The sequence below is a fragment of the Micromonospora taraxaci genome (assembly GCF_007830095.1).
GTDB lineage: Bacteria > Actinomycetota > Actinomycetes > Mycobacteriales > Micromonosporaceae > Micromonospora > Micromonospora taraxaci.
The window spans coordinates 2,404,852-2,417,350 of the sequence record NZ_VIWZ01000001.1; the positions used below are offsets into that span (position 1 = coordinate 2,404,852).

At 73.4% G+C, this 12,499-nt stretch carries 13 protein-coding genes; 7 read left to right on the top strand and 6 right to left on the bottom strand.

The window, feature by feature from the left end; translation table 11 throughout:
• Positions 1-122: 122 nt before the first annotated feature.
• Genes FHU34_RS11335 through FHU34_RS11345 form a run of 3 tightly spaced genes read left to right on the top strand, consistent with a single transcriptional unit; the run spans position 123 to position 3,156 of the window.
• The gene (locus FHU34_RS11335) at positions 123-1,229 is read left to right on the top strand and encodes an AAA family ATPase (protein ID WP_145779914.1); all 1,107 of its coding nucleotides are present in this window, start codon (positions 123-125) and stop codon (positions 1,227-1,229) included.
• The gene (locus FHU34_RS11340; RefSeq protein ID WP_145785544.1) at positions 1,208-2,209 is read left to right on the top strand and encodes a DUF58 domain-containing protein; all 1,002 of its coding nucleotides are present in this window, start codon (positions 1,208-1,210) and stop codon (positions 2,207-2,209) included. Before FHU34_RS11335 ends, FHU34_RS11340 begins: the two co-directional genes overlap by 22 nt.
• Positions 2,206-3,156, top strand: coding sequence for a VWA domain-containing protein (locus FHU34_RS11345; RefSeq protein WP_145779915.1), 951 nt, complete (start codon positions 2,206-2,208; stop codon positions 3,154-3,156). The genes FHU34_RS11340 and FHU34_RS11345 overlap by 4 nt, the downstream gene beginning before the upstream one ends.
• A 69-nt stretch (positions 3,157-3,225) precedes the next feature.
• Here FHU34_RS11345 and FHU34_RS32940 read toward each other — a convergent pair whose 3' ends face one another.
• From FHU34_RS32940 to FHU34_RS11365, 5 genes are all read right to left on the bottom strand, one after another.
• The gene (locus tag FHU34_RS32940) at positions 3,226-3,381 is read right to left on the bottom strand and encodes a hypothetical protein (protein ID WP_167524799.1); all 156 of its coding nucleotides are present in this window, start codon (positions 3,379-3,381) and stop codon (positions 3,226-3,228) included.
• Between the two features lie 122 nt (positions 3,382-3,503).
• Positions 3,504-4,736, bottom strand: coding sequence for an acyltransferase family protein (locus FHU34_RS11350; protein ID WP_145779916.1), 1,233 nt, complete (start codon positions 4,734-4,736; stop codon positions 3,504-3,506).
• Entirely contained in the window at positions 4,733-5,662 is a 930-nt protein-coding gene (locus FHU34_RS11355; RefSeq protein WP_145779917.1) for an alpha/beta hydrolase, read from the bottom strand. The genes FHU34_RS11350 and FHU34_RS11355 overlap by 4 nt, the downstream gene beginning before the upstream one ends.
• Positions 5,663-5,761: 99 nt before the next feature.
• Positions 5,762-6,424: a response regulator gene (locus FHU34_RS11360; RefSeq protein WP_145779918.1), complete on the bottom strand. Its 663-nt coding sequence runs from the start codon at positions 6,422-6,424 to the stop codon at positions 5,762-5,764.
• A complete protein-coding gene (locus FHU34_RS11365; RefSeq protein WP_145779919.1) occupies positions 6,421-7,650 on the bottom strand; it encodes a sensor histidine kinase in 1,230 nt (409 codons plus the stop codon). The genes FHU34_RS11360 and FHU34_RS11365 overlap by 4 nt, the downstream gene beginning before the upstream one ends.
• 154 nt (positions 7,651-7,804) lie before the next feature.
• On the opposite strand from FHU34_RS11365, the gene fabG reads away from it, so the two are divergent.
• From fabG to FHU34_RS11385, 4 genes are all read left to right on the top strand, one after another.
• Positions 7,805-8,509: a 3-oxoacyl-ACP reductase FabG gene (gene fabG / locus FHU34_RS11370; protein ID WP_145779920.1), complete on the top strand. Its 705-nt coding sequence runs from the start codon at positions 7,805-7,807 to the stop codon at positions 8,507-8,509.
• A gap of 29 nt (positions 8,510-8,538) precedes the next feature.
• Complete coding sequence (gene fabI, locus FHU34_RS11375; protein ID WP_088988618.1) at positions 8,539-9,306, top strand: enoyl-ACP reductase FabI; 768 nt, start codon at positions 8,539-8,541, stop codon at positions 9,304-9,306.
• Positions 9,307-9,403: 97 nt separating this feature from the next.
• A complete protein-coding gene (locus FHU34_RS11380) occupies positions 9,404-10,456 on the top strand; it encodes a ferrochelatase (protein ID WP_145779921.1) in 1,053 nt (350 codons plus the stop codon).
• Positions 10,449-11,228 (top strand): HAD-IIA family hydrolase, encoded by a 780-nt coding sequence (locus FHU34_RS11385; RefSeq protein WP_088988620.1) that lies wholly within the window; start codon positions 10,449-10,451, stop codon positions 11,226-11,228. Before FHU34_RS11380 ends, FHU34_RS11385 begins: the two co-directional genes overlap by 8 nt.
• A 266-nt stretch (positions 11,229-11,494) precedes the next feature.
• Here the strand turns inward: FHU34_RS11385 and FHU34_RS11390 are convergent, their stop codons facing one another.
• On the bottom strand, positions 11,495-12,289 hold the full coding sequence (locus FHU34_RS11390) for a hypothetical protein (RefSeq protein WP_145779922.1): 795 nt from the start codon (positions 12,287-12,289) through the stop codon (positions 11,495-11,497).
• Positions 12,290-12,499 lie beyond the last annotated feature (210 nt).

The window sequence follows — 12,499 nt, forward strand, 5'->3', positions numbered from 1 at the left end:
GCGGTTCGGCCGTCGGGGACGGCGCGGCGAAAATCGGCTTCTCCCCACCTCGACACTCAGCAAGGCATGCGAGTCTTGATACCGCACCAGCCGCGACGACCGAATGATGCTGTGGAGGACCGGTGGCCCAGCCGACCATGCCCGACGCCCCGACGCCGAACGGGGCGGCACCACAGACGCCCGCGCCGGTGACCACACCCGCGCAGGACGCCACTCTGCTGGAGAAAGCGCTGTTCGAGATCAAACGCGTGATCGTCGGGCAGGACCGGATGGTCGAGCGGATGTTCGTCGCGCTGCTCGCTCGTGGTCACTGCCTGCTCGAAGGGGTGCCCGGGGTCGCCAAGACCCTGGCCGTGGAGACCCTCGCCAAGGTCGTCGGCGGGTCCTTCGCCCGGGTGCAGTTCACCCCGGACCTGGTGCCGGCCGACATCATGGGCACCCGGATCTACCGGCAGTCGAGCGAGAAGTTCGACGTCGAGCTGGGCCCGGTCTTCGTCAACTTCCTTCTCGCCGACGAGATCAACCGGGCCCCGGCGAAGGTGCAGTCCGCGCTGCTCGAGGTGATGAGCGAGCGGCAGGTGTCCATCGGTGGGGAGAGCCACCGGGTGCCCGACCCGTTCCTGGTGATGGCCACTCAGAACCCGATCGAGCAGGAGGGCGTCTACCCGCTGCCGGAGGCGCAGCGCGACCGGTTCCTCATGAAGATCGTGGTGGGTTACCCGACCGACGCGGAGGAACGGGAGATCGTCTACCGGATGGGCGTTGCCCCGCCGGAGCCGACAGCGGTGTTCGACACCCCGGACCTGATCGCCCTGCAACGCAAGGCCGACCAGGTCTTCGTGCACAACGCCCTGGTCGACTACGCCGTCCGGTTGGTGTTGGCCACCCGCGCCCCGGCCGAGCACGGCATGCCCGACGTCGCGCAACTGATCCAGTACGGTGCCAGCCCGCGCGCCTCCCTGGGCCTGGTCCGGGCCACCCGCGCGCTGGCGCTGCTGCGAGGGCGCGACTACGCGTTGCCGCAGGACGTGCAGGACATCGCGCCCGACATCCTGCGGCACCGGTTGGTGCTGAGCTACGACGCGCTCGCCGACGACGTGCCCGCCGACCACATCGTGCACCGGGTGATGTCGACGATCCCCCTGCCGGCGGTCGCACCCCGACAGCAGGCCACCCCGTCGTCGACAGTGCCGCCGCCGGGCGCTGGCTGGCCCGGGCAGCGCCCGTGACCTCACCCACCCCTCGTCCCGCCCCCCTCGCCGACCGGAGCGAGGCCGTGCTGTCCCGGCTTCAACTACTGGTCACCCGCAAGCTCGACGGTCTGCTCCAGGGCGACTACGCCGGTCTGCTCCCCGGGCCGGGCAGCGAGGCGGGGGAGTCCCGGGAGTACCGCCCCGGCGACGACGTGCGCCGGATGGACTGGCCGGTCACCGCCCGGACCACCACCCCGCACGTACGGCGTACGGTGGCTGACCGGGAGTTGGAGACCTGGCTGGCGCTGGACCTCTCCGCCAGCCTGGACTTCGGCACCGGGCAGTGGCTCAAACGCGAGGTGGTGGTCGCCGCGGCGGCTGCCATCACCCACCTGACCGTACGCGGTGGCAACCGGATCGGCGCCGTGATCGGCACCGGTGGCGGCGCTCCCGTGCCGGCCCGACGCTGGCGGGGCGCACCGCCGCCGGCCGGGCCCGGAGTGCTCACCCGTCTGCCGGCCCGCTCGGGTCGCAAGGAGGCGCAGGGCCTGCTGCGTACCGTCGCCGGCACCACCATCCAGCCCGGCCGTGGTGACCTGGGCGCCCTGATCGAGATGCTCAACCGCCCGCCTCGACGGCGCGGAGTGGTGGTGGTGGTCTCGGACTTCCTCGCGCCGCCCGAGCAGTGGGCCCGGCCGTTGCGCAAGCTGCGGGTCCGCCACGACGTGCTGGCGATCGAGGTGGTCGACCCGCGGGAGCTGGAGCTGCCCGACGTGGGTGTGCTGCCGGTGGTCGACCCGGAGAGCGGCGAGCTGCACGAGGTGCAGACCGCCGACCCTCGGCTACGGCAGCGCTACGCCGATGCCGCCGCCGCCCAACGCGCCACTATCGCCGCCGCGCTGCGCGGCGCCGGCGCGGCCCACCTGCGTCTGCGTACCGACCGAGACTGGCTGCTGGACATGGTGCGATTCGTGGCCGCGCAGCGGCACGCCCGCACCAGGGGGACGACACGATGATCCGTTTCATGCAACCGTGGTGGCTGCTGGCCGTGCTGCCGGTGCTCGCACTCGCCGCGTTCTATATCTGGCGGCAGCTGCACCGCCGGGCGTACGCGATGCGGTTCACCAACGTGGACCTGCTGCGGACGCTGGCCCCGAAGGGGCTGGGTTGGCGTCGGCACGTCCCGGCGACCGCGTTCCTGCTCTGCCTGCTGGTGCTGGCCACCGCGTTGGCCCGGCCTGCGGTGGACACCAAGGAGCCGCTGGAGCGGGCCACAGTGATGCTCGCCATCGACGTGTCGTTGTCGATGCAGGCCGACGACGTGGCGCCGAACCGGTTGGAGGCGGCCCAGGAGGCGGCCAAGCAGTTCGTCGGCGAGCTGCCGGAGAGCTACAACCTGGGCCTGGTGTCGTTCGCCAAGGCGGCCAACGTGCTGGTGCCGCCGGGCAAGGACCGGGACGCGGTGACCAGTGCCATCGACGGGCTGGTGCTGGCCGAGGCGACAGCGACCGGCGAGGCGGTGTTCACCTGCCTGGAGGCGATCCGGTCGGTCCCGGCCGACGGCGCGGCGGGCATCCCGCCGGCCCGGATCGTGCTGCTCTCCGACGGTTTCCGCACCTCCGGGCGCGCGGTGGAGGAGGCCGCGGCGGCCGCGCAGGCGGCCAACGTCCCGGTCTCCACCATCGCGTTCGGCACCGACACCGGTCAGGTCGACATCGGCGGGCAGTTGCAGCGGGTGCCGGTGGACCGGTTGGCGCTCGCCGACCTCGCCGAGACCACCGAGGGCTACTTCTACGAGGCGGCGTCGGTGAGCGAGCTGAAGCAGGTCTACCAGGACATGGGCAGCTCGATCGGGTTCCGCACCGAGCCCCGCGAGGTGACCCAGTGGTATGCGGGGATCGCGCTGCTGTTGGCGCTCTGCGCCGGTGCGCTCAGCCTGCTCTGGTCGTCCCGGATGCTCTGAGCGGTGGGCCGGCGGCGGGCAGCGCCGCCGGCCGCCGGGGGTGGACGACCGGAACGAGTGCCGAGCGGGTCAGTGACCGCCGCCGGCCAGGACGAAGACGACGGCCACCCAGACGGCGGCGAGGGTGAAGCCCAGCGGGGCGACGTAGCGGCTCATGGACGGCTCCGGGTGGCGGCTGGACGGTCCGCGATGCGGGGGCGGACCGCAGGGGGTGGGGACGCGCACACGAAGTCGTGACCGGGCTGCTCCCGGCGACCGCCCGGAGTCGGGCGGCGCGGCACACACCTCGGCGTGGACCGAGGTGGTCGGGAACGAAGCGGGGTCAGCTCACCAGACTGAGTCGTGGCTCAGCGGGACTGACCATCGGCCCGGCCACGACTGGGAGGATCGCTATCTCGCACAGCGATCACCTCCTGCAAGTCGGGCGGGCCGGAACGTCGATGATCGTACACCGGCGACGCCGCCGAAGCGTACTCGGCCGACCGGCCGGCAACCCCTCCACCGCCCGGTCGTCGCGACGCCCGTGGCCGTCCTGTGCGCACCACGGTGACCAGCACCGCGGCCAGCAGCGGAAGCCAGCCGAAACGCGCCAGCACCCAGCCCGTGCTGTCCGGTGCGGTGTGCAGCCCCGGCAGGGTCAGCCCGCCGCGCGCGGTGAGCGCGGTCACCGCCACCAGGACCGGCTGATGCCACAGGTAGATCCGGACCGCGTGCTGGTTCACCTCGGACACCGCTCGGCCCGGTAGCGGCCGGGTCAGCAGCCGCTCCAGCGTCGGCCGAGCAAGCAGACCCAACCCGACCTGGGTGACCGCCAGCGCCACCGCCAGCAGCGACGGCGGGTTCAGGTTGGACACCCCGGCCCCGGGCACCCCGACCGCGCTCACCGGATAGCCCAGCGCCAGCAACGCCCCGAGCGCGGCGGCCCCGCCGGCCGCCAGCGCGCCGGCCACCCGCCGGCCGCCCAACCGCCCGTCGGCGTGCGCCACCCCCAGCAGGTACGGCACCGCCCAGGCCGCCAGCACGGTGACCGGTGGCAGGTCGGTGCCGGCCGGTAGCAGGCGCGCGGTCAGGTCGACCGCCGCGACCACCGCCACCGCCGGGGCGGCGATCCGTGCCACCCCCCAGCGCCGTACGGCGGCGCGCAGTGGGCTGGTCACCGCCACCAGGAACACCAGTGGCACCAGGAACCACAGTGGACTGACAGCGAGTCGGAGCGCTACGGAGAGCATGTCGTCCGGGGTCCCGGTGACGGTGGCGGCGAGCAGCACCGCCGCGCCCACCCCGAGCAGCGCCACCGTCGGCAGCAGCAGCCGGCGCAGCCGACGGGCCAGCCAACCGCCCGCCCGTCCCCGATGGCTCGCCAACGACCGGGTCGACCCGAAACCGGCGGTGAAGAAGAACAGCCCGAGCGTCTGCAACACCCAGGTCACCGGGGACAGACCGGGCAGGGCGGTCAGTGGGCTGGCCTGGTGCAGCCCACCGTCACCGGTCAGCACCAGACCGGTGACCAGCCAGTGCCCCAGCACCACCCCGCCGATCGCGTACGCCCGCAACGCGTCGACGGCACGGTCCCGGCTCACCGGGCGTCCCCGCTGCGGCCGGAGCCGACGGTGCCGAGCACCACCGCGTCGGAGCCGCCGAGCACCACCGTCGCCGCCGCGACCAACGTGGCGCTGCCGGGCGCGAGGTAACCGTCGTGCCCGGCCACCCCGCCCACCGGGAGAGGGCGCGCACCGAACGCCTCGTCGCCGGGACGACGGCCGAAACCCAGGCCGAGCAGTCGCACCGACGGCACCCGGCGGATCCAGTCGCTCGGCGCCTCCGCCGCCCAGAACCGCCGCCGGCCGGGCAGATCGTCCGCGTGCTGCACTCCGGCGCCGACACCGCCGAGAGTGACCACGTCGGTGACCTGGGCGGGGGCGTCGGCCGCCGCCAGCGACACCACCAGCGCCCCGTAGCTGTGCCCGACCAGCGTGATCGTCGCCGCCGGACGTCGAGCGGCCAGTTCCCGCAGCAGCACGACCAACCCGGCCGCGCCGCGTCGGGCGCTGCCGCCACCGGCCGCGGTCAGCACCCCGTCCGGCGGGTCGTAACCCAACCAGGCCAGCACCGCCACCCGCGCCGCCGGTTCGGTCGCCCGCAGCTCCCGGTACAGCTGCCCGGCCTGCACCGCCGGCGCGCGGCGAGCCACCCCGCCCAACCTCCTGTCGAAGTCGGCGAGGGTGCTCCCCACCCCCGGCACCAGCACCGCGATCCGATCCGCGCCGGCCAGGTCGCCGAACACCTCGACCGCGCGGCCGTCGCCACGCGTGTCGAACGTCAAAAACCGGCGTCCGCCGGCCGCCCAGTCCGCGTACGGAGGGCCGGCCGCGCGCATCGCCGCCGCAGTGACGGGGTACGCCTCGACGAACCCCGCCGCCGCGACCGGCTCGGGTCGGGTCGGCAGCACCAGGTTCACGCCGAGCAGCGCGGCCACCGCCACCCGACTGGCACCTCGTCGTCGCATCACGTTCTCCCTCCGGAATGTCGTCCGGAGGGAGAGTGCGCGGGCGGCCGGCGCTCGGTCGTCATCCCGGGGAGCCGTCTGCGGACTGGCTCCACGGGACTACTCCCCGGCGGCCACCAGACCCGTCTCGTACGCCAGCACCACCGCCTGGACGCGGTCGCGCAGCCCCAGCTTCGCCAGGATCCGCCCGACGTGTGTCTTCACTGTCTGCTCGGCCACCACCAGGTCGGCGGCGATCTCCGTGTTGTTGCGGCCCCGGGCGATCAACCGCAGCACCTCGGTCTCGCGCGGCGTGAGCCCGGCCAGGTCGGTGGGGCGCGGACGGCGGCGCTCCGGTCGGGCCGCGAACTCGGCGATCAACCGGCGGGTGACCGCCGGGGCGAGCAGCGCGTCCCCGGCCGCCACCACCCGCACCGCCTGCACCAGATCGGCCGCCGGAGCGTCCTTGAGCAGGAAACCGCTGGCCCCGGCGCGCAGCGCCTCGTACACGTAGTCGTCCAGGTCGAAGGTGGTGAGGATGAGCACCCGGGGTCGTTGCGCCGAGCGGTCACCGAGCAGCTTGCGGGTGGCGGCCAGCCCGTCCATGACTGGCATCCGCACGTCCATCAGCACCACGTCCGGGTCGAGGTGGCGGGCCGCGGTGACGGCCTGCGCGCCGTCGGCGGCGTCCCCCACCACCAGCAGGTCCGGTTGGGCGGCGAGCAGCGCACCGAAGCCCTGTCGGACCATCGCCTGGTCGTCGGCGATCAGCACCCGGATCATCGGTCCCCGCCCTCAGCGTCGTACGGCAACTCGGCCGCCACCGCGTAACCCCCGTCGGGCAGCGGCCCGGCGGTGAACGTACCGCCCAGTGAGGTGGCCCGCTCCCGCATACCGGTCAGGCCGTGCCCGGGGTCGCCCTCGGCGGTCGGCCGGGCGTCGGCCGGGGAGTTCTCGACGCGTACCTTCAGGCCGGAAGGACCGACGCGGACGGTGACCCGCACCGCGGCACCGGCCGCGTGTCGGGCCGCGTTGGCCAGGCCTTCCTGCACGATGCGGTACGCGGCCAGCCCGACCGGCGCGGGCACCTGCCCGTCGTCCGCCGGCCCGGCGTCCAGGGTGACCGGCAGCCCGGCCCGGCGTGCCGCGTCGACCATCGCGCCCAGGTCGGTCAGGTCCGGCTGCGGCGCGGTCTCCGGCCCGGTCGTCTCGCTGCGCAGCACCCCCAACAGTCGCCGCATGTCGGTCAGCGCGTCGCGGGCCGAGGCGGCGATGGCGACGAACTCGGCAGCCGTCGGGGCCGGCACGTCCGTCAGCCGGTACGGGGCCGTCTCCGCCTGCACCGCGATCAACGACATGTGGTGGGCCACCACGTCGTGCAGCTCCCGGGCGATCCTGGTGCGTTCCTCCAGCACCGCCCGGCGTTCCTGCTCCCGCTCGTTGCGCTCGGTCTGCGCGGCCAGCTCGCGCCGGGACAGCCGGTTGCGCCGGAACAGGTCGCCGACGATCGCGAACGCGCCGAGCATCAGCAGGACAGGCACCCGGTTGTCGGGGTGGACCAGGGTGAACACCGGCACCGTGCTGATCGCCACCACCCAGGCCAGCACCGGCCGGTCGACCCGCGCGACGACCACCGCCAGCACCGCGATCGACCCGAGCGCCAGCGGTGGGGTCCACGGCCAGGCCTGATCGGCCGGCGCGTTGAACGTGCAGATCAGCAGGGCCAGCACCGTCAGCCGCCACGCCAGCAGCGGACGCCGGGGCAGCACCAGCAACGGCGCCACAGTCATCGCCGCGAACAGCAGCGCGACCGGCGGCGGCAGGCCCCAGTCGCTCTCCACGGTCAGCGTGATCAGGAAGAGGCCGAGCGCGGCGAGCAGGCCGACCGGGGCGGCGTAGCGGGCCGGGCCGGGCCAACGCGCCAGCAGCTGTCGACCGGGCGGGGCGTCCCGGCCCAGCACTGTCTGCCGGAGGGCCCCGAGGGCCACGGTGATCGGTCGCCGGTTCACCACCCGGAGGCTACGGGCCGACCCCGCCACCAGGCGTGCCACCAGGGGTTGATCCCGGTGTCGTACCCCGGTGTGACACGGCTCCCGTTAGCGCTTACCTGCGGGTAACGCCTAGGCTCGCCTGCGACTGAGATCAGCTGAGCAAGGGGGAACAGTGGCCCGTACCGTGCTGGTGACCGGGGGCAACCGGGGGATCGGCCTCGCCATCGCGCAGGCCTTCGCCAAGCAGGGCGACCGGGTGGCGGTCACCCACCGCAGCGGCGACGCACCCGAAGGGCTGTTCGGCGTACGCGCCGACGTCACCGACGCCGCCTCCATCGACGCCGCGTTCGACGCCGTCGAGGCCGAGCTGGGCCCGGTCGAGGTGCTGGTCGCCAACGCCGGCATGACCGCCGACACGCTGCTGCTGCGGATGACCGAGGAGCAGTTCACCGGTGTGGTGGACACCAACCTCACCGGCGCGTTCCGGGTCGCCAAGCGCGCCTCTGGCAAGATGCTCCGCGCCAAGTGGGGCCGTATGATCTTCATCTCGTCGGTGGTCGGTCTGGCCGGTGGCGCCGGGCAGGTCAACTACGCCGCCAGCAAGGCCGGTCTGGTCGGCGTGGCCCGCTCGATCACCCGGGAACTGGGCAGCCGCAACATCACCGCGAACGTGGTGGCGCCCGGCTTCATCGACACCGACATGACGTCCGGCCTGTCCGAGGACCGCAAGGCGGAGATCCGCAAGTCGATCCCGGCCGGTCGGATGGCCAGCCCGGACGAGGTCGCCGGGGTGGTCACCTGGCTGGCGTCCGACAGCGCCGGGTACGTCTCCGGCGCCGTGATCCCGGTCGACGGCGGCCTCGGCATGGGCCACTGACCCCCATCTACGTACGGAGGAACCCCCGGATGTCCGGACTGCTCGCCGGTAAGCGGCTGCTCGTCACCGGTGTCATCACCGACGCCTCGATCGCCTTCTCGGTGGCGAAGCTCGCCCAGGAGAACGGTGCGCAGGTCGTGCTCACCGGCTTCGGTCGGCTCTCCCTGGTCGAGCGGATCGCCAAGCGGCTGCCCGAGCCGGCCCCGGTGATCGAGGTCGACGTCACCAACACCGAGCACCTGGCCAGCCTCGCCGACCGGGTACGCGAGCACGTCGACGGCCTCGACGGCGTCGTGCACTCGATCGGTTTCGCCCCGCAGAGCTGCCTCGGCGGCGGCTTCCTCGACGCGCCGTGGGAGGACGTGGCGACGGCCCTGCACGTCTCCACCTTCTCGTACAAGTCCCTCGCGATGGCGGCGCTGCCGCTGATGTCGCCCGGCGGCGCGGTGGTCGGCCTGACCTTCGACGCGACGAAGGCCTGGCCGGTCTACGACTGGATGGGCGTCGCCAAGGCCGGCCTGGAGTCCGCGTCCCGGTACCTGGCCCTGCACCTGGGCAAGCAGGGCATCCGCAGCAACCTGGTCGCCGCCGGGCCGCTGCGCACCATCGCCGCGAAGTCGATCCCCGGCTTCGACCAGTTCGAGGACGCCTGGACCGAGCGTGCCCCGCTGGGCTGGAGCCTCACCGACCAGGAGCCCGCCGCGAAGGCGTGCCTGGCGCTGCTCTCCGACTGGTTCCCGGCCACCACCGGCGAGATCGTGCACGTCGACGGCGGCTACCACGCCATCGGCGCCTGACATCCCCGGCGCTGCCCCCGGTCCCGTTCGTGTGATCCACGCGGGCCGGGCAGGGGGCGTCGCCGGGCCGTCCCGGCCCAGGGGCGAGAATGACCCCATGTCGTACGACGCGGTGGTGCTGGTGTCCTTCGGCGGGCCGGAACGGCCCGAGGACGTGATGCCGTTCCTGCAGAACGTGACCCGCGGCCGAGGCGTGCCGCCCGAGCGGTTGGCCGAGGTCGCCGAGCACTACCAGCACTTCGGTGGGGTGTCCCCGATCAACCAGCAGTGCCGGGACCTGTTGGCGGCGGTCCGCGCCGACTTCGCCGCGCACGGCGTCGACCTACCGGTCTACTGGGGCAACCGGAACTGGGACCCGATGCTCGCCGACACCGTGACCCAGATGCGCGACGACGGGGTCACCCGGGCGCTGGCCTTCGTCACCAGCGCGTACGGCGGTTACTCGTCCTGCCGGCAGTACCAGGAGGACATCGCCGCCGCCCGCGCCGCCGTCGGCCCGGACGCCCCGGTGATCGAGAAGCTGCGCCAGTTCTGGGACCACCCCGGCTTCGTCGAGCCACACGCCGACGCGGTCCGGGCGGCCCTGGGCCAGCTCGACCCGGCGAAGCGGGCCACCACCCGGCTGGTCTTCACCGCCCACTCCATCCCCACCTCGATGGCGGCCAACGCCGGCCCGCACGGCGGCCGGTACGAGGCGCAGCTGCACGAGACCGCCCGGCTGGTCGCCGCTGCCGCCGCACCGGACCTGGAGTACGACCTGGTCTGGCAGAGCCGCTCCGGCCCCCCGCAGGTGCCGTGGCTGGAACCGGACATCAACGACCATCTGGCCGCCCTCGCGCAGGATGGCACCACCGGCGTGGTGGTCAGCCCGATCGGGTTCGTCTCCGACCACCTCGAGGTCGTGTGGGACCTGGACACCGAGGCACTGGAGACGGCCAAGCAGCTCGGCCTGGACTTCGTCCGGGCCGACACCCCCGGCATCGATCCGCGCTTCGTGACCATGGTGCGGGAACTGGTGACCGAGCGGACCGACCCGGACGGCGCGCAGCTGCGCCGCCGCCTCGGCGAGCTGCCGATGTGGGACACCTGCCCGACCGTCTGCTGTGTGCCGACCCGTCGCCCGACGCCTGCTGGGGGAACCGATGCATGACCGTAAGCCCGTGCAGAGTTGGCTGACCGACATGGACGGCGTGCTGGTGCACGAGGGCCAGCCGGTGCCCGGCGCGCCGGAGTTCATCAACCGGATGCGCGCCTCCGGCAAGCCGTTCCTGGTGCTGACCAACAACTCCATCTACACCCCGCGTGACCTGACGGCCCGGCTCAGCCGGATGGGGCTGGACGTGCCGGAGGAGTCGATCTGGTCGTCCGCCCTGGCGACCGGCCAGTTCCTCGCCGACCAGCGGCCGGGCGGCACCGCGTACGTCATCGGTGAGGCCGGACTGACCACGGCGCTGCACGCGGTCGGCTACGTGCTCACCGACTTCGCCCCGGACTACGTGGTGCTCGGCGAGACCCGTACCTACAGCTTCGAGGCGATCACCAAGGCGGTCCGCCTGATCAACGACGGTGCCCGGTTCATCTGCACCAACCCCGATGTGACCGGCCCGTCCGTGGAAGGCGCGCTACCCGCCGCCGGCTCGGTCGCCGCCATGATCTCCAAGGCCACCGGGGTGGAGCCGTACTTCGTCGGCAAGCCCAACCCGATGATGATGCGCTCGGCCCTCAACACGATCAACGCGCACTCGGAGAGCACCGCGATGATCGGTGACCGGATGGACACCGACATCCTGTGCGGCCTGGAGGCCGGGCTGGAGACGATCCTGGTGCTGACCGGGATCAGCAGCCGTACCGAGGCGGAGCGCTACCCGTACCGCCCGTCCCGGATCGTCAACTCCGTCGCGGACCTGCTCGACGAGATCTGACCGGCCGGCCTGCGCGGGCGGCCTGCTGCCTGCTGGTCGCGTTGCGCGCTGCCCCCGATGATCGCGCTGCAACCAGGATGTAGTGGTCACCGTCCGCGCCGGAGGCCACTACCTCCATGATCGAGCGCGATCATGGAGGGTGGGCGCGCAGCGGATCCCGGCGGTCGAGGCGCAGCGGTTCCGGACCCGCGCGCGTCCACCCTGCGGCGGGCGGTGTGGCGCGTAGGGCCCCGGCACGCGGCCTTACCGCTGGCGCGGGTGACCGGTCAGGGGCGGAGTGGGGCGTTGCAGGCTGCCACCAGCGCCTGCCGGCAGGCAGCGGTGAGCGGACGAAGCGCGGCGTCGCGCTGCTGGGCCTCGTAGTTGTTGATCGCGCCCCCGGGTGCGGCGTGCCCGGCCAGCGCGAGCACCCGGTCGAGCACCGCAGCCCGGGCGAAGAGCCGACGGGCCCGCGGGTCGAAGCCCGGCGGCAGGTCGGTGGCGCCGTCGGGGCGGCGCAGCGCGGCCAGCGCGCCGGCTAGCTCGGGCCGCCACTGGGCCACGTCGAGGCGGGTCAACGCGGCAGTCGTCTCGGCGAGCGCGGCGGCCAGCTCGGCCTCCGCCTCGGCGGCGCCGGGCAACGAGAGTGACGCGGCGGGGGCGTTGGCGGGCAGCGGGTACACCCGCCACAGCACCGTCTCGAAACAGTCCCCCGAGCCGGAGGTGTGTGAGCGCACCTCCGGGATCAACCCCAGCCCGCCGGCCACCACCGCTTCCCCGGTGACCAGGGCCGCCCCGGCGAAGTCGCCGGGGCCGGGCAACCCCCGGGGGTCGCCCGGCGCGGGCAGCACCAGGCGGATCTCGTCCGGGGAGAGCTTGGCCAGGGTGGGCAGCGCGGCGCCCAGCGGGACGTCGGTCCAGGTGCCCGGGGCGTCCGCGACGAGGTGCTCCTCGTCGCCGGCGATGGCGTCGGCGACTTCGTCGTACGGCACCAACCCGGCGCGCCACGCGCGCACCCAGGCAACGAACCGGCTCGACCGGCGCGGCGCGAGTGTGGCCGCGCCCGTTGCGGGGGTGGACATGCCGAAAGGGTACGTGGTCACCACCGGCCGTGTCTCGACTGCCGCTCCGGCCGCCCGCCCTGCCCCGAACTGCTCCCTTCACCCCATTCCCTGCCCCCGCCCCAAACTCCGCCCGCCCCGCCATCCGCCCCCCGTCTGCGTCGATCATGGAGTTGTGGTGGGCGATACCCGGCTCTTGCGCGGGTTTGTGGAGCACCACAACTCCATGAT

Bases quoted from the DNA above. Each gene is read 5' to 3' on its own strand.
- FHU34_RS11345 (WP_145779915.1), top strand. From the start codon at position 2,206: ATGATCCGTTTCATGCAACCGTGGTGGCTGCTGGCCGTGCTGCCGGTG.
- FHU34_RS11355 (WP_145779917.1), bottom strand. From the start codon at position 5,662: ATGCGACGACGAGGTGCCAGTCGGGTGGCGGTGGCCGCGCTGCTCGGC.
- FHU34_RS11360 (WP_145779918.1), bottom strand. From the start codon at position 6,424: ATGATCCGGGTGCTGATCGCCGACGACCAGGCGATGGTCCGACAGGGC.
- fabI (WP_088988618.1), top strand. From the start codon at position 8,539: ATGTCCGGACTGCTCGCCGGTAAGCGGCTGCTCGTCACCGGTGTCATC.
- FHU34_RS11380 (WP_145779921.1), top strand. From the start codon at position 9,404: ATGTCGTACGACGCGGTGGTGCTGGTGTCCTTCGGCGGGCCGGAACGG.
- FHU34_RS11385 (WP_088988620.1), top strand. From the start codon at position 10,449: ATGCATGACCGTAAGCCCGTGCAGAGTTGGCTGACCGACATGGACGGC.
- FHU34_RS11390 (WP_145779922.1), bottom strand. From the start codon at position 12,289: ATGTCCACCCCCGCAACGGGCGCGGCCACACTCGCGCCGCGCCGGTCG.